Source organism: Pseudomonadota bacterium (genome assembly GCA_039818985.1).
In the GTDB taxonomy this organism is placed as follows: Bacteria; Pseudomonadota; Alphaproteobacteria; order Sphingomonadales; family Sphingomonadaceae; genus Alterisphingorhabdus.
Genome location: JBCBSU010000002.1, coordinates 181,771 through 204,848, shown reverse-complemented (window position 1 = coordinate 204,848; position 23,078 = coordinate 181,771). Strand labels below are relative to the sequence as shown.

The following is a 23,078-nucleotide window of genomic DNA, read 5'->3' as shown; positions in this document are numbered from 1 at the left end:
TATCAAAACCAGTCAACAAGGAGGCAATCATGGGCAAAGTTCGCGTTCTCGTCAAACTATCGGAAGACATCGAGGCAAAACGGGTCTCGATGGAAGCATTTACCGCCACCCAGAACAATGAACCATATCATCCGGATTTTACTCCCCAGAAGGAACTTCCAGGACTGGACGTCGATACTGCTTACAATCCCATACCTCTGGAATCGGTGGGACGGACGCCGATTTTGGCTATGTCGACGCCCCAAGAGGCACGGACTCACGTCATCAGAGGGGAGATTGATGAAAATCGTCTCGAGGCTTTAACCCAGATAGAAGGGGTGAGTGTTTTCTCCGATCCACAAATAACACATTTTTCCCGTGAAGCTTGTCAAGGTGGGCCCATTGGCGATGTGTCGGATGTTCGGCGTCGGGTGAATATAGCCGAGCTGGAAAGGCGCAATCTCGATGGGCAGGGTGTGCACATCGCTATTTGCGATACAGGCATAAACAGCGACCATCTGATTTCAAAAGGTCTCACACCAAATATTGATACCAGCATCGACTGGATTCCTCAGGGCGCTTCCAGGGCGCATGGAAATTATGAGGTAGGTCATGGAACAATGTGCGCGCATGCGGCCATGATAGCTGCGCCAGCAGCAACGTTGATTGATTGCCCTTTGCTACGTTCACGCACCAGAGGCAGATCAGCCATGGAAGGCCTGCTTTCGGATGCAGTGGGGGCATATAGTTTCCTGGTGCAGCAACTTACATCAGGTCGGATCAACAAGCTTGTCGTCAACAACAGCTGGGGCATGTATCGTCTGGAGTGGGACTTCCGAGCCGGGCATCCGGGCCGCTATGCCGACAACCCGCAACATCCATTTAACCTTGCTTGCGCGACACTGGGAAGGGCGGGTGCCGACATTTATTTCGCTTCAGGGAACTGTGGACCCAGCTGCCCGGATGGCCGTTGCGATATCAATGACTCCCACAGCATCACAGGCGCAAATGCGCATCCGGACGTCACGACGATAGCCGGAGTGTCAACACGCAACCGGTTGATAGGTTATTCTTCCCAGGGTCCCGGGATTACGGGCATGGCCATTCGCAAGCCAAATTTTGCAAGCTATACACATTATCTGGGTTCAGAGGCATATGGCTTGGGGTCACCTGACTCTGGCACGTCTACTGCCTGTCCAGTTGCAGCTGGGCTTTGCGCTGCGCTGCGAACTTCGTCAAAAACAGAACATCTGTCTCCGAGAGACCTTGCACGCGAACTTAAAATGGACGCGATTACCAGATCGCCACAGAGGCGATGGAATAAGCGGATCGGCCATGGTATATATAATGCCGCTGGCACAGCGATGAGACTGGACCTGTAAATCTTCACTGCAGATCTTCAAAGGAGGCGGATTTGGGCAATGTTTTGATGTCTGTACGCCTTGATGGTGAGGTCAGTCTGGAAAAAGCGGCTGAAAAGCTTGGTGTAGAGCGGTCGCAGATTGATGAGGAATATGGGTTGGTCGCCATCGATGCTGATGCGAAATTGTTCGCGCTGATGGTAAAAGAAAGTGCGATTACGGAGAGTTCCAGCGGCCTTGGTGATAGTTCAAATGATTATCCAGGGCCGTTTTCCAATCCGGTCATTGCCCCTTTTGGTCCATTTGAGCGAGACCAGTCCAAAAACTGAGTTCGTCTCAAAAGATCTGTGTCATTACCGCTGGATGCTATCTTTTTGTGATTGTGATTTGAGCCTTGTGCTTTGCAAAAGCAAAATCACAAGGCGTTGCTAACATCAAATCGGCTGGCCGTCGCGATCGCGGAAGACTTCACGACGGCCTACGTGGTTTGGGGCGCTGACTAACCCTTCTTCCTCCATCCGCTCGATCAGTCGGGCGGCGGTGTTATAGCCAACGCGCAATTGCCGTTGCAGCCAACTGGTCGAGGCTTTCTGGCTTTCGAAAACCAGCTGGCACGCCTTGCGATAGCGTTCCTCTTCCGGATTGTCGTCGAGCGATGCACCTTCGAGTGCGAAGCCGCCATCCTCGGGTTCCTCGGTGACCGACTGGACATAGTCGGGCTGGCCCTGGGCGCGCCAATGATCGGCGACGCGGCGCACTTCGTCATCCGAGACAAACGGTCCATGCACCCGGCTCAGCCCCTTGCCGCCGGGCATGTAGAGCATGTCGCCCTTGCCAAGCAGCTGTTCGGCACCCTGTTCGCCCAGGATGGTGCGGCTGTCGATCTTCGAGGTGACGTGAAAGCTGACCCGCGTCGGCAGATTGGCCTTGATCACACCGGTGATGACATCGACCGAGGGCCGCTGCGTCGCCATGATCAGGTGGATGCCTGCGGCACGCGCCTTTTGCGCCAGTCGCTGGATCAGGAATTCGACCTCCTTGCCTGCGGTCATCATCAGGTCGGCCAGCTCATCGACGACGACAACGATTTGCGGCAGCGGTTCAAAATCGAGTTGCTCTTCCTCATAAAGCGGCTGGCCGCTTTCCGGATCAAAGCCGGTCTGCACCCGACGCCCCAGCGGCTTGCCCTTGGCCTTGGCCGCCTTCACCTTCTCATTGAAATTGGCAAGATTGCGTACCGAGATGGAGGACATCATGCGATAGCGCTCCTCCATCTGCTCGACCGCCCATTTGAGCGCGCGCACCGCCTTGGCCGGCTCGGTCACCACGGGTGAGAGCAGGTGCGGAATGTCGTCATAGCTCGACAGTTCGAGCATTTTCGGGTCGATCATGATCAACCGGCACTGATCGGGGGTCAGGCGATAGAGCAGCGACAGGATCATGCAGTTCAGCCCGACCGATTTACCCGATCCGGTGGTGCCCGCGACCAGCAGGTGCGGCATCGGCGCCAGATCGGCAATCACCGGGTCGCCGCTGATATTCTTGCCGAGAATGATCGGCAGCTGTCCCTTATGTTCTGCAAAATGGTGGCTCGCCAGCATCTCGTGCAGCACCACCATGTCACGCTTCTTGTTCGGCAGTTCGATGCCGATAACATTGCGTCCCGGGATGACCGCGATACGCGCCGACACCGCCGACATGTTGCGCGCGATGTCATCGGCCAGCTGGATCACCCTGCTGGCCTTGGTGCCGGGCGCAGGCTCCAGCTCATACATGGTAACCACCGGGCCGGGGCGCACCGCCTTGATCTCGCCCTGAACCCGGAAATCGGCAAGCACGGTTTCGAGCAGCCGGGCATTGCGCTCCAGCGCCACCTTGTCGAGCCTTGGGCCTTCGCTGTGTTCGGCCTGGTCGAGCAGGTCGAGTTCGGGAAGGTCATAATCGCCGAAGAAATCACCCTGGCGGCTGGTCGGACCGAGTTGTGCCTTGCGCGGCGGCAGGGAAGGTTCGGAGATTTCCGGCGGCGGGCGATTGTCCGGCTCGACCGTGCGGCGGGGACGGGCGCTGACTTTGGTGTCATCCTCTTCGGTCAGGGGCACGTCACTGACCTTATCACCATCTTCGCCGCGGTCGCCCCAGGGCAGTGCGAGGCGCGGCAGGGTGATTGCCGGCAGGCGAAACAGGCTGCGATTGACCGGAATGGCGCGCCAGACACAGACACCGCCGCCAAGGGCTAGCGCTACAGTAGCGATGATAGCGGTCCATGACTGGACGGTTTCGGGCAGTCGTGACAGCAATGCCTCGCCGGTCAGGCTGGCGATAATGCCGCTCAGTCCGCCCCAGCCTGCGGGCAGGTCACCTGCGGTTCCGGGAAAGGCAAGGCCGAGGGCTGCGGCAATCAGCGCGATACCGGCGAACAGCAACGCCAGATCGCGCCAGCCATTGCGCTTTTCATCGCTGCGCCACAATTGCCGTGCGCTGACAAAGGCAAAAGGCAGGAACAGCACCGAGGCCGGGCCGAAAAAACCAAGCGCGCGCTCGGCGATCCAGGCACCGGGGCGGCCCATCCAGTTGCTGACATCGCCGCCGGCAGCGGTGCTCGGCGAGGGGTCGGTCAGGCTGTAGCTCATCAGTGCCAGTGCGAAGAAGACGACAAAACCGAACAACGTTGCGCTCAGCATCAGCTCAAGCGAGCGGCCCAGGCTCTGGCGCATGATCGCGCGCCAGTCGCCATTCTTATTTGCTATTGCCCTGCTGGCCATGGTTCCGGTCCATTATCCTGTCTGGCTGCCGATCTTGGCGACTTTGCTCGGCGGTCGCGGCGATCATGCACATCATTCGCTCTCGGGCGGAATTATGCGCAGAGCGCGGACTCGCCGTCAAGCCCATGGTTAATGGCGACTCGTGGATTGAACTGGCTTTGCGCGAATATTTACGTCAGCCTGATTTGCCTTTTGCAACACCCGGCGGCCTCGCCTATCTTTATCAGCATGACACAAGCAGATTCACCCGCTGCGATACAGCATTGCGATGTCGCCATTTCCGGTGCCGGCATGATCGGCCTGACGCTGGCACTCGCGCTGGCCCAGTCGGGCATCACCGTGCATCTCATCGATCCCGTCGACCCCGCCGAGCATGTCCAGCACAAGGATGACCATCGCGCTACCGCGATTATCCGTTCGAGCTGGGAGATGTTTAGCGTCCTCGGCATTGCTGATCGGCTGGGCGAAACCGCATCGCCGATCAGCGCGATTGCGGTGCGCGAACAACAGGAGGCGACACCGCTGCAATTCACCGCCGATATTGGTGATGTCATGGGCTATATGGTGCCGAATATTGCGCTGATAAAGGCGCTGCTGGCCGCGATAGCCGAACAGCCTGGGGTGCATTGCCATTTCGGCTGCACATGCGCAGAGCGCGAAGAGCGTGGTTCGAAGCTGGCGCTAACGCTTGATGATGGGACGCATCTTTCGGCCGATGTGCTGGTAGTGGCCGAGGGCAAGCGCTCGCCCAGCCTTACATCCGGCGGCTTTTCGGCGACCCGATGGAGCTATGACCATCACGCCATTGTGGCGACGCTGGCGCATGATCATGGCCATGATGGCGTTGCCTTCCAGCATTTCCTGCCCGGTGGTCCATTGGCGCTGTTGCCGCTCTCCGATGCGCCGGGCGAGGAAGAAGGCCTGCCCCGTCACCGCAGCTCGCTGGTATGGTCGATGCCTGCGGCACAGGCCGATGGGCTGATGGCCATTGGGCCGCGCGGCTTTGCCCGCGAACTGATGCGCCATGTCGGGGATATCACAGGTGCGGTACAGCTGGCCGGGGCACGTGGCCGTTTCCCTCTGACCTTCCACAATGTCACCAATCCAGTGCGTGGTCGCACCGTGCTGATCGGTGATACCGCCCATGCTCTGCACCCAATTGCCGGACAGGGGTTCAATCTCGGCCTGCGCGATGTCGCCTGTCTCGCCGAGATATTTGCCGAGGCTGTGCGTATCGGGCTCGATTGCGGCCATGCCGACATGCTGCAGCGCTATGCCGACTGGCGCGCTGGCGATGTGACACTGATGGCTTCGGTCACCGACAGCCTGATGCGGATATTCGCGCTGCCCGAACCATTGGGCCGACTGCGTCGCGGCGGCATGCGGGCGGTTGGCGCTATCGACCCGCTGCGCAATATGCTCGCCGCCGAGGCACGGGGCGAAAGCGGCAACCTGCCGCGCCTGCTGCAGGGCATAGCTGTCTGAGCAGCGCTTTCTGGCAAGGATCCGACACCATCTATGGCAACGCAGTGGTTGTGCTTTGACCGATTTTGCTCAATAGGGGCAGGATAATGGCGCCTTTTCCCTGGCTCGATCTGGTCATCATTCTCGTTCTGGTGTTGCTGAACGGCGTTTTCGCCATGTCCGAACTCGCCATCGTATCGGCGCGCACGGCGCGGCTCGCGGCGTTGGCCGAAAAGGGCAATCGCGGCGCCCGCACCGCCATGGCGCTGGCGGCCAATCCCGGGCGATTTCTCTCGACGGTACAGGTCGGTATCACCCTGATCGGTATTATCGCCGGTGCCTATTCGGGTGCCAGCCTGGGCGGTCCGGTGGCGGAACGGCTTGCGCGTGCCGGGGTTGCCGCCGATCTGTCCCAGACTCTCGGCTTTGCCCTTGTCATCGGCTTCACCACCTATGCGTCGTTGGTCATCGGTGAGCTGGTGCCGAAACAGATTGCGTTGCGCTCGGCCGAACGGATCGCGGTGGTGATGGCGATTCCCATGGACCTGCTCGCGCGCATCGCCGCGCCGCTGGTGTGGGTGCTCGACATGACCAGCGCGCTGATCTTCCGTCTGCTTGGCCTCCGCCGTACCGCCGATGATCTGGTGACGGCGGAAGAATTGCAGATGGTGTTTGCCGAGGCCACCAAATCGGGTGTGATCGAGGAGCAGGAGCGCGCGATCATCTCCGGCGTGGTGCGGCTGGCCGACCGCCCGGTCCGCGAGGTGATGACTCCGCGTACCGAAGTCGACTGGATCGATGTCGATGCCGATGTCACCGCCATTGCCGAACTGCTCGAGCGGTCGCAGCACAGTCTGTGGCCGGTTGCCGAAGGTTCGATCGATGTGATTATCGGCGTGGTCAAGGTGCGTGAATTGCTGCTCGCCATGACTCGCGGTGATACGCCGGATATTCGCGCGCTGATGCTAGAACCGGCCATCATCCCCGATCAGGTTGACGCCATGGATGCGCTTGGCGTGCTGCAGCAGGCCGATGTCACCATGGCGATGGTGCATGATGAATATGGCCATTTCGAAGGGCTGGTGACGCCGGCCGATGTGCTGTCGGCGCTGGCGGGTAATTTCGTGTCAGACAGCGAGGACGGCGCGCTGCCGCGGATTATCGAGCGCGAGGACGGCTCATTGCTGGTTTCCGGTGCGCTGCCGGCGGATATGCTGGCCGACCGAATCGGGCTTCGTTTTGACGAGGATCGTGATTTTGCCACGGTCGCCGGCTATGCGCTGGCGATATTGCGCCACCTGCCGCAAGAGGGTGAGGCCTTTGCTGATCAGGGCTGGCGTTTCGAGATAGTCGATATGGATGGGCGGAAGATCGACAAGCTGATCGCCCGGCCGTTATCCTCCGGCGAGGAAACGGCTTAGGCTCAGGGGCCACCGCCACCCGGACCGACAGGGCCGCCGGGTCCGGTCGCACCAGGTGCGCCGACGGTGCCGATATTGCCGAACAGATCCTCAAAGAAACCGCGCTCGCGGCCCAGTGTCGGGGTGGCATCACCATCGGGCGATATTCGCACCGCCAGTTCGACTCCGGTCTGGGCGACATCGGTCACCTGTCCACGATCATCGAATTTGACGCGCAGCACGGTCTGCTGTTCGGGTCGTGGCCGGGCAAAGGCGAGCTGACGGGTGTCACGCGCGACATAATACCATTCATTGCTGGTGAACTGGCCGATAAAGGTCGGGCGCCCGAGCATATCCTCGACCGATCTCTTGTCATCGACACCCGGTTGTACCGAGCTGACAAGGGTCGGATCGGCAATATAGCCGCGATGCGCGCGAATCTTGGTGCAGCCACCAAGCAGCGCCAGCGTCGCGGTCCCGGCAATAAGGATTGAGAGCGGCTTTATGGCCATGGCGTCGCGTTCGTCTTCCCGTTCATATTTATCTCTGGTCCGCCGGATGGCCTGCGCCATCGGCTATCCATCTGCGCATTGCATCTGGCGATGCAAATAGCAATATATTTGCCCGGCAGGATTTTCTCAATCCAAATGCTGAACCGTCAAATGCTGAACTCATAGCACTGAACCGAAAGTGAACCCGTTCCATGTCGTTTTTCTCGCGCCTGTTTTCCCGCACTCCCGACCGGCGGGATGCCATGGTGCCGCTTTACCGCTCGGTTGTGACGCTCGGGCGCCAGCCGCACTGGTATCTCGATGGCGGCGTCAGCGACGATATCGAAGGCCGGTTCAATGTGCTGGTGACGCTGCTGACGCTGGTGCTGCTGCGGATCGAACAGGCACCGGACCAGTCCGAGGCCGGGGTGGCGCTGACCGAATTGTTCGTCGACGACATGGATGGCCAGCTGCGTCAGGACGGTGTCGGCGATGTTGTCGTCGGCAAGCGGGTCGGCAAGATGATGAGCATTTTGGGCGGGCGATTGACGGGCCTGCGCGATGCGCTCGCCGAGAGTGACAGCGCCGCGCGCGCCAAGGCGGTCGATGCGGTGCTGCAGCGCAATCTCTATCAGGCTAAGGTCAGCGACGCGGCGCTGCATCATAGCCGCAAGGCACTGCTCTCGCTGCATGCCGGGCTGGGCGCTCGCGGCATCGACATGGTGCTGGCGGGGGATATCGCATGAGCGGCCAGAATTCCGACAATCCGGTTACCCCTGAACTGTCGCGTCTGGTGCTGCTGTCGCAACTCGACCAGGCACCGCAGCGGATAACCGCGAATGTCGCCGAACGCGCTGCCCTGGCAGAGCGCTTCGGGCTGGTGCGTCTTGATGCGCTGTCGGCCAGTTGCGACTATCACCGTGCGGGCGATACGGTGCAGGCCAGCGGTTGGCTCCGCGCCGATATTGTTCAGAGTTGCGTCATCACGCTGGAGGATTTTCCCAGCCATATCGATCAGCCGTTCAGCCTGCGCTTTGCCGCCGAAGTGCTGGATGCCGGAGAGGATGAGATGGCCGACATGGGCGATGACGCCGACTATGATCTAATGCCACTGGAAAATGGTCGCTTCGATATTGGCGAAGCGGTGGCGCAAACGCTGGCGCTGATGCTCGATCCCTATCCGCGCAGTCCAGAAGCCGATGCGGCGCTATTGCAAAAAGGTATTTTGCGCGAAGGGGAGGAAAAGGAAAGTCCCTTTGCGGCACTGGGTGAACTTAAGAAAAAGGGCTGAGCTGACCTTATGTGGAAATCGGGTCAAAATGATCAGAACGGCACTTCGTCGTCGAGATCGTCATAGCCACCAGCCGGACCACTACCTCCGGAACCACCACCGCTGCTGCCGCCGGTCTGGCCCCAGTTCGAAGCGCCACCACCGGAGCCACCCGAGCCATAGTCGTTGCCGCCGCCATAATTGCCGCCACCGCTGCGCTGACCACCGCCACCACCCGGACCATCAAGCATGGTAAGGTTGCCGCCATAGCCCTGGAGCACGACCTCGGTGGTGTAGCGGTCATTGCCGGACTGGTCCTGCCATTTACGGGTACGCAGCGCACCTTCGATATAGACCTTGGAGCCTTTTTTGAGATAGCGCTCGGCGACGCCGACCAGACCGTCCTGGAAGATTGCGACATTGTGCCACTCGGTGCGTTCCTGGCGTTCGCCGGTATTGCGGTCCTTCCAGCTATCGGTGGTGGCGATACGCAAATTGCACACACGCCCGCCATTCTGGAACGAGCGGACTTCCGGGTCGGCACCCAGATTGCCGATAAGTATGACCTTGTTGACCGATCCTGCCATGGGATTGCCCTTTTCGCTGATGCTTTTTGACGTGCGAGTCTGTTAGCGAAATTACAGCCCCAATGCACTTGCGGTCCAGTAAGTTATCCCCGCCGCAATCCAGGCCAGCGCAAAAAGATAGACCAGCATGAAGATCGGCCAGCGCCAGCTATTGGTCTCGCGCCTTGTGACCGCGATGGTGGACAAGCATTGCGGTGCAAAAACGAACCAGGCGAGAAAGGCCAAAGCCGTAGGCAGCGACCAGCGCCCGGCGAGCTGCTGCCCCAGTTCGACCGCCTGTTCATCCTCGTCCTCGGCGTCGACGGCATAGGTGGTGGCCAGCGCCGCCACCGCAACTTCGCGTGCGGCCATAGCCGGGATCAGCGCCAGCGCGATATCGCGGCTGAAGCCGATCGGCGCGACCACCGGTTCGATCACCCCGGCAATCCGCCCGGCGGCACTGTAATCGACCTGGCTGATATCGCTGCCCACCGGCTTTTGCGGATAGCTGAGCAGCAGCCACAGGCCGATGGTGACAGCGAAGATGATGGTGCCGGCGCGGCGCAGGAATATCCATGCCCGCTGCCATAGACCGAGCAGTACATCGCGGATGCGCGGCACCTGATATTTCGGCATTTCCATAAGGAAGCCGCCTGCCGCGCCGCGGGTGACGGTGGCGCGCAAAATCCAGGCGACCAGCATCGCGCCGATAATGCCGAAAATATACAGGCCAAACAGCACAAGGCCCTGCAGCCCGACAAAGGGGGCGACGCGGATATTGGGAATAAATGCACCGATGATCACGGTATAGACCGGCAGGCGCGCCGAGCAGGTCATCAGCGGTGCGATGAGAATCGTGGTTAGCCGGTCGCGCGAGTCGGAGATGCTGCGCGTCGCCATAATGCCGGGAATGGCGCAGGCAAAGGAGGAGAGCAGCGGGATGAACGAGCGGCCAGACAGGCCGACCAGCGCCATCAATCGGTCCATGATAAAAGCAGCGCGTGCCATATAGCCCGAGGCTTCCATCAGCAGGATGAAGAGAAACAGGATCAGGATTTGCGGCAGAAACACGACCACCGATCCGACGCCCGCGATCAGGCCTTCGGTGATAAGGTCGCGGAAAAAGCCTTCGGGCATCGTGCTGGTGACCAGACCGGACAGGGCTTCCGCGCCGCTTTCGATCAGGTCCATTGCCGGTGTTGCCCAGCTAAACACCGCCTGAAAGATCACAAATAACAGCGCCAGCAGAATCAGTGGACCAAAGACCGGATGCAGCAAGATCGCATCGGCCTGTTGCGAGAGGCGGCGGCTCGTTGTTTCGCCGACAATCGCGTCGCGTGCTATCGTCTCGGCGAGACGCCGCCGCTCACGCATCGGTGCGCCCGGGGTGATAGGCAATTGGTGTGTCGCGTCGATCGCTGACAGGCGCTCGCTTATCGCCGTGTTCAGCTCTTCGAGGCCACGACGCCGGACAGCTACGGTTTCGACAACCGGAATATCCAACTGCGCTGATAGCCGCGCTGGATCAATGGTCAGGCCATCGCGCTCGGCCAGGTCGACCATATTGAGCGCCATCACCACCGGACGGCCCAGCGCCAGCACCTCCAGCGCAAAGGCGAGATGCTGCTCCATATTGGTCGCATCGATGACGAGAATGATGAGGTCCGGTTGGCGCTCGCCTTCCTGCTCGCCCATCACCACCTTGCGGGTCACCGCTTCATCGGGGCTGGTGGGGTTGAGACTGTAGCTGCCGGGTAGGTCGATCAGCTCGGCCGGGCGGCCATCGGCAAGCGCGATGCGCCCCGCCTTGCGCTCGACGGTGACACCGGGATAGTTGGCAATCTTCTGCTGCGCCCCGGTGAGCGCATTGAACAGCGCGCTCTTGCCCGCATTGGGGTTGCCGACCAGAGCAATAAGCGGCTGCGCGGTGGTCATTATTTGGTTTCCTCAACGCTGGCCCTGGCAATGCCGATCAGCTTGGCGTGCATCCGCCGGATGGCAATGGTGGTGCGGCCAATGTCCAGTGCGATCGGGTCACGCCCGAAAAACATCCCGCGATGCCGCACCGCGACCCGCTGCCCCTCATAAATGCCCAAAGCGCGCAGACGACGGCCTTCATCATCGGAAAGCTGGTCCCAGGAAATATCGGTGATCTCGGCACTATGGCCAGGGGAAAGCTGGTCGAGAAACATGCGGCCCGCTGCTGAAATGATAGCGCAACACCATGCAGCGCTAAAACCCATCTAGGCGGTCTCAGGGGTTATTGCAAATGGTTATCATTAGATCCCGACCCTGGTTGGCTTTGGCGCCATTGGTAATGGCTGAGAGTAGATTAGTCTCAAGCTATCGGCATTCTGACACACTGATCAAGAGGACCATCTGTTGCCTCAATTTTGTGCCAGATTCATGGTTGCGCTCGATCCGTTACTGATGAATATATCTCCAAAATGGAGATTCCGATGTTCAAGAATCTGGCTACGGTCATTTTGTGCGGCCTTTTGGTTAGCGCAGCCGCGCTTGCACAGCAGTCGAGGTTCGCAACTATTGGAACAGGACACATAACTGGCGCCAGCTACCCGACAGGTGGTGCGATAATACGTGTCTCAAGCCGTCAGGCTCGCTCGCGGGGGCTTCGCTTGTCTGTCGAAGCAACAAGTGGTGGGGGCTACAATCTTCAGACCCTCCTGAACAAGGAGCTGGATTTCGCTATCACCAATGAATATCTGACGGGTAAAGCGTGGACAGGGACTGGGCCTTTCGCCTCGGCCGGACCGCAGCGAAACCTCCGCTTTGTTATGCGGCTTCACGATCAGCTATTGTTTGTGGTGGCTCATCCCGATGCGGGCATAGCGACTTTCGATGATCTGAAGGGAAAAAAGGTCGCGCTTGGCGGGGAAGGCTCCGACGCAGCAGCGATAGTAGACGCCATCTTTGCTGCCAAAGGCTGGTCACAAGAGGCGATATCGGAACAGCCCATTAGTATTGGCGATGCGGTTTGGAATCTTTGTGACCGCAAGATCGATGCTTATATCGTCATGGATGGACTTATCAATGCTGGCGTCAAGGACGCCCAGAACGCTTGCAATGCGGTCTTTGTTCCGGTGACAGGCGCAGCTATCGACACAATGCTGGGGGTCGAGCCTGGATTGCGCGCCGCGAGCATTCCCAAGGGGGTGTATGGCGGAATGAGCGGCGATGTTCAGACGATTGGAACATCCGCTCTGCTTCTTTCCTCCACCAGCGTTGATTCAGGAACGGTGTATGATGTGACCCAATTAGTCCTGTCAAATGTGAACAGATTCACAATACTGCATCCCAGCCTTCAAGGCCTAACAGCGGCGAGAATGTCCTCTGCTATGCCAGAGGGCATTGTGGTTCATGATGGCGCGGAGCGTTCTTTTCGTGAGGAAGGGCTTCAATAGGCCCGTAGTGCCACTTCACTTACTCGGAGGTGTTGACGATCTGGCAGTTCGACGAATGTGTCCAAGTTTATGCGCATATAGCCTAAGACTTGGAACCATGGAAATTCCCCGCAATTGTGGTTTTGCAGCAGGTCCGGAAATCTGTGCCTGTGTGTCTACGAACAGTGACAGGGGGTAATATGCGTTTTCTTACATTGGCATCGGTCTTGGTATTGGCGGCTTGTAACGCGCCAGAGGCAAGCGAAGATAAGAGTGAAGCCGAGGCACAAACATCGTGTTCGGGAAGCGATGTGGCCGCGTCGGGTGATAAACCGTCGGCCAAGAGCGAACAGCCTGAGACCGAAAGCGAGGACGAGGCCAAGATCACCGAAGAGCTGAAAAACTCGGTGGCGAAAGACAAGGCTGATGGCCCTTCCAAAACGGTTGAATGCACCGTCGCATCGGCGCCCGGCGGCGTGGAGTATAAGGGCCAGTGCGAATATTTTATCCTTGGCGGTGACAGCTTCACCATGGTGCGCAGCGATGGCCTGCCGTTTTTTGAGCAGATTGTCGAAGTCATCATTGAGGCGGATACGCCGACACAGGCGGGAATGTCGGTGCGCATGAGCGATGGCGAACGCCCCGGTTTCGGCACCGCCTATCGCGAGCCGGGAGAGCAATGCTGGATCAATGATTCGGTCGATGTCTGCTGGAAAGATATCTGAAGCTCTAGCATTCAGGAGCGCGTCGGGTGCTACTCCGCCCGATAGCGCAGCCGTCCGAGAAACCGCGTGAGGTCGAAGCCTTCGCGTCGTTTCAGCACCTTCGCCTTGACCTTTTCGAACTGCATCACATTCTCGATGCGGCGTTCCAGAAAGGCGCGGGTGTCTTCATATTCGTCGCTCTCGTCATCGAGAAAGCACAGCAGGGTCGTCGAATAGACGCCGGTCAGAATCGTCCGCTTGGTATAGTGGTTATAGTCGGTGGCGGTGTCACCGGCCATGCGCCACATAAGGTCGGACGAGCGCCACGAGATGCGCGCGCTGCGACCGGCATTTTGCGGCAGTGCCATGATCGAAACGGCGCGACGCAGCGCCTCCTTTTGCGGCATCACTGCGGTGATGCGGAACCACACGAGCTCGGTGATTTTCTCGCGGATTTTCATCGCATCGAGCCGGTCTTCGGGAAATTCCGCCTTCATCCGCGCATCGATGGATTCGATCCAGGCATCGATCATGTCCATCGCGCCCTCGGGATAGGCCAGCCGCGCCACCGCCGGGTCGATGTCATGCGCCTCTGCTGCCAGCACCAGTGCTTCGTCCGTCCAGCCGTCAAATGCGGCCTCCTCGGCGATATGCGGTGCCAGAAAGACGCGAATCTCGTCGAGATCGGGGTCCTCGGGCAGGCTGTCCAATAATGTGTCTGACATGATTCGCTCCGGCTGGGCTGATTCCTGACAGGATATTTAGGCATTGCACCGCTTCGGCTCAACTGTTGCCGGGATTTACCGCGCGCCATTACTGGTGCCGAAGCCCTCGGGCTGTGGCCAGGTGGTCGCGGTCAGCGCCAGCACCCGGAACAGTTCGCCCATCGAATCGGGATCGTCATTGACCAGCCGGTCCTGCGCCGTCTTGAGCGCATCGGCCTGCGCGGGATTGGCCTCGGCCAGCATCCGGGTGCGGGTCTCGATGCCCAGTGCTTTGAGAAACGACCCCTGGCCGACCGGTCCATGCGGGCGCAGGCCGTGCGACAGACCGATCTGTTTCAGCTCGTCGAAATTGACATGTGCGGTGATGTCGCACTCGCCCGGATCGCTGAACGGATCGACTTTCTGGTGCGCCCGCACCGCCTGCAGCGTGCTGCCCAGCTGCGGCGTGTCATAGCCATAATCGACGGTGAGCATGGCGCCGCCCTGGGCTTTGATGCGGCTGGCAAGCTCATAGGCGAAGCCGCTGGCAGCGGGGCAGGTCTCCAATATGCTGCCCGGCGGGGCGTTGCGAAAGTCCTGCGGCACCACCGCATCCATCGGTCGTGCGCCGGGCAATGCGGCGAACTGTTCGCCCGTGCGCGCAACGACGCGCTCGCGCCATCCGGCATGGGTGGCGATCAGCTGGCGCACCGGCAGCGCATCGAAAAACTCATTGGCCATGACCAGCAGCGCACCACTGCGCGGCAATGTGTCGAGCGCATCGTGCCAAATGGCATCGGGGCGCAGTGCTGCCTGCCGCTCGCGTAGCGCCGGGCTGGTCTCGAGGAAATGGACTTTCGGCTCGATGCCGAATTGCGCCATGGCGCCAAGCGCATCCTGCGCCAGCGTGCCGCGTCCAGGGCCGAGCTCGACATAATGCGGTCGCCCTTTATAGCCCGAGCGCAGGAACAGATCGGCGAACCACAGCCCGATCATCTCGCCAAACATCTGGCTGATTTCGGGCGCGGTGATGAAATCACCTTCTGCCCCCAGCGGATCACGCGCAGCATAATAGGCGGCGTTGGACTCGCCCATATATTGCGCCACCGATATCGGACCGGTGGCCTCGATCAGCCGGGTAAAGCGCTGTGCCAGTTCGGATATCATGACGGCGTCAGGCCTGGCGCGGCGCCGGTTCGCTGACGCGGCGCTTGCCGGCGGTCAGGATCAGCGTTAGCCCGATCAGGATCATCGGCACCGTCAGCCATTGGCCCATGCTGAGCCCGGTACGCTCGGCAAACTCGACCAGATGCGCATCGGGGTTGCGGAAAAATTCGACGACGAAGCGGCTGATGCCGTAAATCATGGCCGCCGCCCCGACCAGCAGGCCGGGCTTGTATCGTGCCTGAGTGTGCCAGAACAGCCAGTAGAGGATGAGGAACATCAGCAGCCCCTCGCTGGCAGCCTCGTAAAGCTGGCTTGGATGACGCGGCAGCGGCGGATTGGCTGTATCGGTATTGGTGAAGATGATCGCCCAGGGGACATCGGTGGGGCGGCCCCAAAGCTCGCCATTGACGAAATTGGCGAGCCGACCGAAGAACAGGCCGAACGGCACCACACAGGCGACATAATCGCAAAAGCGCAGAAAGGAGAGGCTTTCCTTGCGGCACATCCACCAGATCGCCAGCAAAACCCCGAGAACGCCGCCATGCAGCGACATGCCGCCATCCCATAGCCGCACCAGATCATAGCTGACCCAGCCCTCGCCGGTGAACGAGACGAACAGTTCCGGCTTGTAGAACAGCGCATAGCCCAGCCGCCCGCCAAGGATGATACCGAGCGTGGCGTAAAGGATGAAATCATCGGCATGGCGCCGCGCCATCGGCGCACCAGGCTGGGCGATCAGCTTGAGCAGATACCAGTAACCGACCAATATGCCGGCAAGATAGGCGAGCGAATACCAGCGCAGCTCGAAAAAGCCGATGGTGAGCAGCGTTTTCGAAAGCCCAAGCTCTTCAAAACGCACATAGTCGGTGGCAGAAGCGAGAATAGACAGTATCAAGGCTTTTCCCCAATGATTTTCGCCTGCATATAGGGCAGTTAAAGGAATACCAACAGGAGAGATACCGTAATGCCGACAGAGCTTGATAAAATCATGCAGGCGACCATGGACGCGATGACCGCAGATGGCGCGCCGCTGGCAACCGTGCCTTATGAGAAATATGGTCAGCAACTGCCGATGCTGGCCATGGCACCGCCCAGCCTGTCGCACTATTTCGCCCATTTCTGCACCCAGCATGGCGATGCCGAATTTCTGGTCGATGGCGATGTCCGTCTCAGCTTTGCCGATGCCCTGGCGGGGGCGCAGCAGGTAGCGCGGGGCCTGATCGCCGAGCATGGACTGCAAAAAGGCGACCGCGTCGGCATTGCCGCGCGCAATTCGGCCAACTGGATCGTCGCCTATATGGGCATATTGATGGCCGGCGGTGTGGCAACGCTGCTCAATGGCTGGTGGCAGGGTGAGGAACTGGCCCATGGCATTACCAGCGTCGGCTGCAATCTGGTGCTCGCCGATGAGCAACGCGCGGCGCGGCTGGCGGATCAGGCGCTGCCCGATTCGGTCACTATCGTCATCTTCGAGCATGACAGCACACCGCAGGCGGGTTTGGCACCCGTGATCGGCGGTGCGCTGGACAGCGACAGCGCCCTGCCCGAGCTGAACGGCGATGATCTGGCGACAATCCTGTTCACATCCGGTTCGACCGGCCAATCCAAGGGTGCCTATTCAGATCATCGCGGCGTGATGCAGGGCACCGCCAGCTATATCGCTCAGACGATGATGAGCCTGCAGATTCTGATCAAGCTGGGCCAGCCGCCACAGGGCCAGCCTGCGACGCTACTCAATGTGCCGCTCTTCCATGTCACTGCCATGGTGCCGGTGCTGCTGCAGAGCATCGGCATCGGGCGCAAGCTGGTATTGATGCCCAAATGGGATGCCGAACATGCGATGCAGCTGATCGAGCGAGAAAAGGTCAGCTATTTTGTCGGCGTGCCGCTGATGAGCTATGAAATCGCAACCCATCACGATCGCGACAAATATGATCTGACCAGCTGTACCGCCTTTGCAGCGGGTGGCGCGCCGCGCCCGGTCGAGCATGTCAAACGGATCAAGAAAGAGATGGATTGGGCATTCCCGCTGCTGGGTTATGGCCTGACCGAGACCAATGGTGTGGGTTGCGGCAATTTCAACGAGAATTACATGGCCAAGCCCGACAGTACCGGCACGCCATCGCGCCCGCTGGTCGACCTTGCGATCCTCGACGATGACGGCAAACCCTTGCCTCAGGGAGAGATTGGCGAGATTTCGATCCGCTCGATCTGCAACTTCCTCGGCTATTGGGACAATGAGGAAGCGACCAGGGCGGCGATCATGCCCGATGGCTATTTCCGCACCGGCGATCTCGGCTATCTCGACGAGGACAATTATCTGTTCATCGTCGACCGCAAGAAGGACATTGTCATTCGCGGCGGCGAGAATATCAGCTGTATCGAGGTCGAGGCGGCAATCTATGCCCATCCCGATGTTGCCCAGGCCTGTGTCTTCGGCCTGCCCGATGAGCGCTTTGGCGAAGTGCCGGGCGCGGTCTATCACATGAAGGAGGGCAAGTCGCTCGAACCCGAGGCGTTGCAGGAATTTCTGGGGCAGCATCTCGCGCCGTTCAAGATCCCCACACGTATCTGGCATTCGTCCGAAGTGCTGCCGATCCTTGGTACCCAGAAGATCGACAAGGTAACGTTGCGCAAACAGTATCGTGAGCTGGTTGCGGCGGAGGACAGGGTCAGCGTCCACTAGGCGCATGGGCCGTGACTTGGCCAGCACAGGCCAGATCGAGGAGCAAGTGAGGAGAATAGTGGGCCTATTGGACGAACGAGCGACAACAAGCTGGCCTGTGCTGGCCAGGCCCCTGCGGGGTGGCGCGCTGCGGGCGATGTGCGGCGTCGAAGCGCTTGCAGGGGCGTGATCGCTGCCGTGCCTCGGCGCCGCGCGATCATCGATCGCGCCAGGCTGGGGGAGGCGATTGACCGGCTGGTAGCGCATGGCGAGGGTCATTCGCGCGCGGATATATTGTCGCTGCTGCGTGATGCGCTGGTCGATGGCCGGGCAGAGATTGCCGACCGGCTGATGGTGCGGCCGACATCGGGCCATGCCGTGGCTGCGGCCCAGGCCTTTCTCATCGACCAGATCGTCCGACTGATCCATGATTATGTTGTCACCCATGTTTATCCTATGGGCAACCCGACCGCCGGGGCGCGGCTGGCGGTGATGGCGGTCGGCGGTTATGGCCGTGGCGAAATGGCGCCGCACAGCGATGTCGATATCGCCTTTCTGACACCGATGCGGAAGAACAGCTGGACCGAACAGGTCACCGAGGCGATGCTCTACCTGTTATGGGATCTGGGGCTGAAAGTCGGCCAGTCGAGCCGCTCGCTCAACGATATGGTGCGCATGGCCAAGTCCGATCTGACGATCCGCACCGCGCTGCTTGAAGGGCGGTTTATCTGGGGCGACAAGGCGCTGTATGACGAGGCTGCGGCGCGCTTTTTTGCCGAAGTGGTGCACGGCACCACGCGCGACTTTATCGCGCAAAAACTGGCCGAACGCGATGCCCGGCACAAGCGCATGGGCGACAGTCGCTATGTCGTCGAGCCCAATGTCAAGGATGGCAAGGGCGGGTTGCGCGACCTGCAGACGCTCTACTGGATTGGCAAATACGCCTATAATGTGCGTAGCGCTGCCGAGCTGGTCGACAAGAAGCTGTTCAACATGACCGAATATCGCGGCTTTCGGCGTGCCGCCAATTTCTTCTGGGCGGTGCGCTGTCATCTGCATGACATTACCGGGCGGGCCGAGGAGCGGCTGACCTTCGATTTGCAGCGCGAGGTGGCGGAGCGCATGAATTATGCCGACCGCCCAGGCAAATCGGCGGTCGAGCGGTTCATGCAATTCTATTTTCTCAACGCCAAAAAGGTCGGTGACCTGACCGGGATTTTTCTCGCCCATATCGATGAGAAATTCGCCGCCTCCGACCGGCGGCTGATACCGACAATCCGCCGCAAACCGCGCAAACTGAACGGTTTCCAGCTTGATCGCGGACGGCTGATCACGCCCGATAGCGGGTTTTTCCAGGCTGATCCGGTGCGCCTGATCGAACTGTTCCATCTCGCCGATCTGCACGAGCTGGAAATTCACCCGGTGGCGATGCGTCAGGCGATGCGCGATGCCAGGCTGATCACCCGCAAGATGCGCGATAATCCTGCGGCCAACGCCATGTTTCTCGACATATTGTCCAGCCCGCGCGATCCCGAAGCGGTGCTGCGCTGGATGAACGAAGCGACGGTATTTGGTCGTTTTGTACCCGAATTCGGTCGTGTCGTGGCGCAGATGCAGTTCGACATGTATCACCACTATACTGTCGATGAACATTCGATCCGTGCCATCGGCCTGCTGTCGCAACTGGCATCGGGTGCACTCACAGATGACCATCCCAAGGTCAGCGAGATCATCGCCACGTTGACTACCTATCGCGCGCTCAGCGTCGCGGTGCTGCTGCATGACATCGCCAAGGGCCGCAAGGGCGACCACAGCATATTGGGCGCGGAGATTGCGTTGGAGCTGTGTCCGCGCCTCGGGCTCTCCGATGCCGAGACCGAGCTGGTGGCGTGGCTGGTGCGGCACCATCTGCTGATGTCGGCAACCGCGTTCAAGCGTGACCTCTCCGATTACAAGACCATCTCCGACTTTGCTGCGTTGGTGAAGAGTCCGGAACGGCTCAAGCTGTTGCTGGTGCTGACCACGGTGGATATTCGCGCGGTCGGTCCGGGGGTATGGAACAGCTGGAAACGCCAGCTGCTCGGCACATTGTACGATACTGCCGAAGAGGTGCTGCGTCTCGGCCATAAGCAGCATGGCCGGTCGGAGAAAATCGCCGCGTGCAAGGCCGAGGTGGCGGCTTCGCTCGGTGCCGATGCAGCGCGGGTCGCGCGCTGGGATACATGGCTGCCCGATGCCTATTGGATTGCCGAGCCGGAAGATATTATCGCGCGCAATGTCGAACAGCTCGAGCACATGGACAAGAATGCGCCACTGTCGATTGCGGCGGAATATTATCCGGCGCGGGGCGCGACGCTGGTGACCATTATCGCCGCCGACCATCCCGGCCTGTTCTATCGCATATCGGGGGGCATCCATGCTGCTGGCGGCAATATCATCGATGCACGCATCCACACCACCCGCGACGGCATGGCGCTTGACAATTTCCTGATCCAGGACGTGCACGGCGCGGCGATGCGCGAGGAAGACCAGATAATGCGGTTGAAATCGGCGATTGCCGATGCCCTGACCAACCGCCAGCAGATGACTGACCGACTCGATGCGCGCCCGGCGGCGCATCCGCGCGCCGACGCCTTCAGCATCACACCTTTTGCCATTGTAGACAATAACGCCTCCAACCGCTTCACCGTGGTCGAGGTCAATGCGCAGGACCGTCCGGCGCTGCTGTCACGACTGGCGCAGATTTTCTTCGAAGCCAATATGATCGTTCACAGCGCGCATATCGCGACCTATGGCGAGCGGGCGGTGGATACTTTCTACATCACCGACCTGACCGGCGCGAAAATTACCGACAGGGAGCGGCTCGAACGGCTGCAACAGGCGCTGGTCGAGGTCCCGCGCGAGCTGGATGAAGACAACGAAGCGGGGGTGCTGAGCGTAGTCTAAAGCTGATGGCCGGTGCGGTCGCGCTTGGTATCGAGATAGCGCCGGTTATACGGATTGTCCGGCGTAATCAGCGAAAGCCGTTCGACCACGGTGATGCCGCCCTGTTCCAGACGCGCCACCTTGTCCGGGTTGTTGGTCATCAGCCGCAGCTTGTCGATATGCAGCAATTTCAGCATGTTCACTGCGATCATGAAATCACGGGCATCGGTGGCGAAGCCGAGCCGGTTATTGGCCTCAACGGTATCGAACCCCTGGTCCTGCAGCTGATAGGCACGCAGCTTGTTGATCAGGCCGATGGAACGGCCCTCCTGGCGCAGATAGAGCAATACTCCCCATTGCGCGTCAGACATGGCCTCCAATGCGGCATGAAGCTGCGGCCCGCAATCGCATTTCAGGCTCCCCAGCGCATCGCCGGTCAGGCACTCGCTGTGCAACCGCACCACAGGCGGGCTGCTGTCGCGCTCGCCGACCACCAGCGCCACATGCTCCTCATTATTGGCCATGCTGCGAAAAGCGACAATCTCGCCGGTCTCGCTCGCGGCGACCGGCAGTCTGGCCCGCGCCGCGATGCGCAGCGCACCGGCATCGCCATAGGCCTCGGCATCGCTTGCCTTGATGCTGGCCAGCGGCGCGACGGCTGCTCCGGTCTCGACAACAAAAGCCGGCAGCAGCCCTGCCTGGCGCGCCAATGTCATCGCCGCTTCGGCAAGGACTGTGTCGGGCAACGGCAGAGCGGTGAAGGGCCCCTTTAGCGGATTGGCAAGATCGAGCGCCGGGTCGGCAATCGCCATGGCCGCGACATTGTCGAGCGGCGCCATGGTCTCGATCATCACCGGGGCGTCGGGCCGGGCGGCAGCGCGCTGGTTGATGATTTTCAGCGTCGCCGCCCGTGCGGCAGAGATCAGCATCTGGTGGCTTTGGTACGGCGCGCTGTCGCTTTCAGGGAGGCGGGTCTCGACCGCGCTCAGCACCAGTTTCTGGTTACCCTTGGCTATCGCAATCGGCCAACCACGCAACAGGGCATCAATTGCCCGCGCCGCCGCAATAGCGCCAGCATGATCCGGCATCAGAACACCAACTCGCTGACCAGCGGCGCATGGTCGGATGGCTTGGTCCAGCCGCGACAGTCTTCGAGGACTGCATGACTGTGAACATTGTCGGCAAGGGCTGGCGAGACCCACATATGATCGAGGCGCCGCCCACGATCCGATTTGGCCCAGTCGCGTGCGCGATAGCTCCACCAGCTATAGAGCCGCTGTGGCTCGGGATAGAATGTGCGACCGATATCGCGCCAGTCATGCGCCGCTTGCAGCCGGTCGAGATGCTCAACCTCGACCGGTGTATGTGACACCACTTTAAGCAACTGCTTGTGGCTCCATACATCGCTTTCCAGTGGCGCGATGTTGAAATCGCCGACCAGCATGGTCGGGGTGTCGAGGCCATGCGCCCATTCAGTCATACGGGTCAGAAAATCGAGCTTCTGGCCGAATTTGGGGTTGGCCTCGCGGTCGGGGACATCGCCGCCAGCAGGGATATAGACATTTTCCAGCCGCACTGTCTTGCCAAATCGCTCGACCGCGGGACCGGCCAGCTCGACGCCGACATGGCGCGCCTCTCCATTGGCCTGCCAGTCATGGCGGGTGATGTTGCGGATCGGAATCTTGCTGAGAATCGCCACGCCATGATGCATCGGCTGGCCATGCAGCGCCTGATGGTTATAGCCGAGCTGGCGAAACGCGCCTTCGGGGAATTGTTCGTCGACAACCTTGGTTTCCTGCAGGCAGAGAATATCGGGCGCCTGCTCGCGCAGGAATCGCTGGACGATCTCGATGCGGAAACGGACGCTGTTGATGTTCCACGAAGCGACGGTGATGGCTTGGCTCATGCGGGGGGTCTAGCGAGCGTCATCGCCAAACCCAAGACCTGGCGCGAAATAAATCTGCGCTACCATGGAATTCGGGCAGGAAAAACCCCCGTCCCGGGGGCATTGGAACGGGGGCTCCTGTGCGTTCGTCACGCCTCTATCCGGTGGGAACGAGAGCAACAGGGGGAAACTCTGCCTCACCAGATAACAATAATGTTAGGCGTAATCGGCTTTCGCGGACATGAACAGTATCTGACAGGATATGATTTGATCGCAGCAGAAAGGCATCTCGCCGTGTATACGGAAGTAAAACGGCTGTTGTTGAACGATATTG

General features: G+C 60.1%; 20 protein-coding genes. 10 read left to right on the top strand and 10 right to left on the bottom strand.

The features are described 5' to 3' along the window. The first annotated feature begins 29 nt into the window (after positions 1–29). Positions 30–1,361: a S8/S53 family peptidase gene (locus tag AAFX04_12630; GenBank protein MEO1046279.1), complete on the top strand. Its 1,332-nt coding sequence runs from the start codon at positions 30–32 to the stop codon at positions 1,359–1,361. A gap of 32 nt (positions 1,362–1,393) precedes the next feature. Further along, positions 1,394–1,669, top strand: coding sequence for a hypothetical protein (locus tag AAFX04_12625; GenBank protein MEO1046278.1), 276 nt, complete (start codon positions 1,394–1,396; stop codon positions 1,667–1,669). Positions 1,670–1,774: 105 nt separating this feature from the next. Here AAFX04_12625 and AAFX04_12620 read toward each other — a convergent pair whose 3' ends face one another. Then, positions 1,775–4,102, bottom strand: coding sequence for a DNA translocase FtsK 4TM domain-containing protein (locus tag AAFX04_12620; protein ID MEO1046277.1), 2,328 nt, complete (start codon positions 4,100–4,102; stop codon positions 1,775–1,777). Between the two features lie 228 nt (positions 4,103–4,330). Here AAFX04_12620 and AAFX04_12615 point away from each other — a divergent pair, with 228 nt between their 5' ends. Next, entirely contained in the window at positions 4,331–5,587 is a 1,257-nt protein-coding gene (locus AAFX04_12615) for an FAD-dependent monooxygenase (protein MEO1046276.1), read from the top strand. An 86-nt stretch (positions 5,588–5,673) separates the two neighbouring features. Further along, the gene (locus AAFX04_12610; protein MEO1046275.1) at positions 5,674–6,987 is read left to right on the top strand and encodes a hemolysin family protein; all 1,314 of its coding nucleotides are present in this window, start codon (positions 5,674–5,676) and stop codon (positions 6,985–6,987) included. 2 nt (positions 6,988–6,989) lie between these two features. Here AAFX04_12610 and bamE read toward each other — a convergent pair whose 3' ends face one another. Further along, a complete protein-coding gene (gene bamE, locus AAFX04_12605; GenBank protein ID MEO1046274.1) occupies positions 6,990–7,538 on the bottom strand; it encodes an outer membrane protein assembly factor BamE in 549 nt (182 codons plus the stop codon). Between the two features lie 131 nt (positions 7,539–7,669). Here bamE and AAFX04_12600 point away from each other — a divergent pair, with 131 nt between their 5' ends. Together AAFX04_12600 and AAFX04_12595 are read left to right on the top strand one after the other, a co-directional pair. Further along, positions 7,670–8,203: a ubiquinol-cytochrome C chaperone family protein gene (locus AAFX04_12600; GenBank protein MEO1046273.1), complete on the top strand. Its 534-nt coding sequence runs from the start codon at positions 7,670–7,672 to the stop codon at positions 8,201–8,203. After that, positions 8,200–8,748: a DUF177 domain-containing protein gene (locus tag AAFX04_12595; protein ID MEO1046272.1), complete on the top strand. Its 549-nt coding sequence runs from the start codon at positions 8,200–8,202 to the stop codon at positions 8,746–8,748. Before AAFX04_12600 ends, AAFX04_12595 begins: the two co-directional genes overlap by 4 nt. Positions 8,749–8,780: 32 nt before the next feature. On the opposite strand, the gene ssb is transcribed toward AAFX04_12595, so the two are convergent. Genes ssb through AAFX04_12580 form a run of 3 tightly spaced genes read right to left on the bottom strand, consistent with a single transcriptional unit; the run spans position 8,781 to position 11,485 of the window. After that, positions 8,781–9,314, bottom strand: a complete 534-nt coding sequence (ssb, locus tag AAFX04_12590) for a single-stranded DNA-binding protein (protein ID MEO1046271.1) — start codon at positions 9,312–9,314, stop codon at positions 8,781–8,783. Between the two features lie 51 nt (positions 9,315–9,365). Beyond that, positions 9,366–11,228 (bottom strand): ferrous iron transporter B, encoded by a 1,863-nt coding sequence (locus AAFX04_12585; protein MEO1046270.1) that lies wholly within the window; start codon positions 11,226–11,228, stop codon positions 9,366–9,368. Further along, positions 11,228–11,485: a FeoA family protein gene (locus AAFX04_12580; protein ID MEO1046269.1), complete on the bottom strand. Its 258-nt coding sequence runs from the start codon at positions 11,483–11,485 to the stop codon at positions 11,228–11,230. Before AAFX04_12580 ends, AAFX04_12585 begins: the two co-directional genes overlap by 1 nt. A gap of 267 nt (positions 11,486–11,752) precedes the next feature. Here AAFX04_12580 and AAFX04_12575 point away from each other — a divergent pair, with 267 nt between their 5' ends. After that, entirely contained in the window at positions 11,753–12,715 is a 963-nt protein-coding gene (locus tag AAFX04_12575) for a TAXI family TRAP transporter solute-binding subunit (protein MEO1046268.1), read from the top strand. A gap of 290 nt (positions 12,716–13,005) precedes the next feature. Continuing rightward, positions 13,006–13,419 carry a hypothetical protein gene (locus AAFX04_12570; GenBank protein ID MEO1046267.1) on the top strand — a complete coding sequence of 138 codons (414 nt, stop codon included), beginning with the start codon at positions 13,006–13,008 and terminating at the stop codon, positions 13,417–13,419. A 29-nt stretch (positions 13,420–13,448) separates the two neighbouring features. Here AAFX04_12570 and AAFX04_12565 read toward each other — a convergent pair whose 3' ends face one another. The 3 genes from AAFX04_12565 to lgt all read right to left on the bottom strand — a co-directional run bounded on the left by AAFX04_12565 (position 13,449) and on the right by lgt (position 16,164). Further along, positions 13,449–14,123, bottom strand: coding sequence for a COQ9 family protein (locus AAFX04_12565; protein MEO1046266.1), 675 nt, complete (start codon positions 14,121–14,123; stop codon positions 13,449–13,451). A gap of 75 nt (positions 14,124–14,198) precedes the next feature. After that, positions 14,199–15,269 carry an SAM-dependent methyltransferase gene (locus tag AAFX04_12560; GenBank protein ID MEO1046265.1) on the bottom strand — a complete coding sequence of 357 codons (1,071 nt, stop codon included), beginning with the start codon at positions 15,267–15,269 and terminating at the stop codon, positions 14,199–14,201. A 7-nt stretch (positions 15,270–15,276) separates the two neighbouring features. Then, positions 15,277–16,164, bottom strand: coding sequence for a prolipoprotein diacylglyceryl transferase (gene lgt / locus AAFX04_12555; GenBank protein MEO1046264.1), 888 nt, complete (start codon positions 16,162–16,164; stop codon positions 15,277–15,279). A gap of 69 nt (positions 16,165–16,233) precedes the next feature. On the opposite strand from lgt, the gene AAFX04_12550 reads away from it, so the two are divergent. After that, on the top strand, positions 16,234–17,955 hold the full coding sequence (locus AAFX04_12550; protein ID MEO1046263.1) for a class I adenylate-forming enzyme family protein: 1,722 nt from the start codon (positions 16,234–16,236) through the stop codon (positions 17,953–17,955). A gap of 165 nt (positions 17,956–18,120) precedes the next feature. Beyond that, a complete protein-coding gene (locus AAFX04_12545) occupies positions 18,121–20,880 on the top strand; it encodes a [protein-PII] uridylyltransferase (GenBank protein MEO1046262.1) in 2,760 nt (919 codons plus the stop codon). Here AAFX04_12545 and ribA read toward each other — a convergent pair. Together ribA and AAFX04_12535 are read right to left on the bottom strand one after the other, a co-directional pair. Beyond that, the gene (ribA, locus tag AAFX04_12540; protein MEO1046261.1) at positions 20,877–21,947 is read right to left on the bottom strand and encodes a GTP cyclohydrolase II; all 1,071 of its coding nucleotides are present in this window, start codon (positions 21,945–21,947) and stop codon (positions 20,877–20,879) included. The two genes, AAFX04_12545 and ribA, sit on opposite strands and share 4 nt — an antisense overlap. Then, positions 21,947–22,765 carry an exodeoxyribonuclease III gene (locus tag AAFX04_12535; protein MEO1046260.1) on the bottom strand — a complete coding sequence of 273 codons (819 nt, stop codon included), beginning with the start codon at positions 22,763–22,765 and terminating at the stop codon, positions 21,947–21,949. The genes ribA and AAFX04_12535 overlap by 1 nt, the downstream gene beginning before the upstream one ends. Between the last annotated feature and the right edge of the window lie 313 nt (positions 22,766–23,078).

What these genes read in the sequence shown, in the direction of transcription:
- AAFX04_12630 (MEO1046279.1), top strand. Translation starts at nt 30, where the DNA reads ATGGGCAAAGTTCGCGTTCTCGTCAAACTATCGGAAGACATCGAGGCA.
- AAFX04_12620 (MEO1046277.1), bottom strand. Translation starts at nt 4,102, where the DNA reads ATGGCCAGCAGGGCAATAGCAAATAAGAATGGCGACTGGCGCGCGATC.
- AAFX04_12615 (MEO1046276.1), top strand. Translation starts at nt 4,331, where the DNA reads ATGACACAAGCAGATTCACCCGCTGCGATACAGCATTGCGATGTCGCC.
- AAFX04_12610 (MEO1046275.1), top strand. Translation starts at nt 5,674, where the DNA reads ATGGCGCCTTTTCCCTGGCTCGATCTGGTCATCATTCTCGTTCTGGTG.
- bamE (MEO1046274.1), bottom strand. Translation starts at nt 7,538, where the DNA reads ATGGCGCAGGCCATCCGGCGGACCAGAGATAAATATGAACGGGAAGAC.
- AAFX04_12600 (MEO1046273.1), top strand. Translation starts at nt 7,670, where the DNA reads ATGTCGTTTTTCTCGCGCCTGTTTTCCCGCACTCCCGACCGGCGGGAT.
- AAFX04_12595 (MEO1046272.1), top strand. Translation starts at nt 8,200, where the DNA reads ATGAGCGGCCAGAATTCCGACAATCCGGTTACCCCTGAACTGTCGCGT.
- ssb (MEO1046271.1), bottom strand. Translation starts at nt 9,314, where the DNA reads ATGGCAGGATCGGTCAACAAGGTCATACTTATCGGCAATCTGGGTGCC.
- AAFX04_12585 (MEO1046270.1), bottom strand. Translation starts at nt 11,228, where the DNA reads ATGACCACCGCGCAGCCGCTTATTGCTCTGGTCGGCAACCCCAATGCG.
- AAFX04_12580 (MEO1046269.1), bottom strand. Translation starts at nt 11,485, where the DNA reads ATGTTTCTCGACCAGCTTTCCCCTGGCCATAGTGCCGAGATCACCGAT.
- AAFX04_12575 (MEO1046268.1), top strand. Translation starts at nt 11,753, where the DNA reads ATGTTCAAGAATCTGGCTACGGTCATTTTGTGCGGCCTTTTGGTTAGC.
- AAFX04_12565 (MEO1046266.1), bottom strand. Translation starts at nt 14,123, where the DNA reads ATGTCAGACACATTATTGGACAGCCTGCCCGAGGACCCCGATCTCGAC.
- AAFX04_12560 (MEO1046265.1), bottom strand. Translation starts at nt 15,269, where the DNA reads ATGATATCCGAACTGGCACAGCGCTTTACCCGGCTGATCGAGGCCACC.
- AAFX04_12550 (MEO1046263.1), top strand. Translation starts at nt 16,234, where the DNA reads ATGCCGACAGAGCTTGATAAAATCATGCAGGCGACCATGGACGCGATG.
- ribA (MEO1046261.1), bottom strand. Translation starts at nt 21,947, where the DNA reads ATGCCGGATCATGCTGGCGCTATTGCGGCGGCGCGGGCAATTGATGCC.
- AAFX04_12535 (MEO1046260.1), bottom strand. Translation starts at nt 22,765, where the DNA reads ATGAGCCAAGCCATCACCGTCGCTTCGTGGAACATCAACAGCGTCCGT.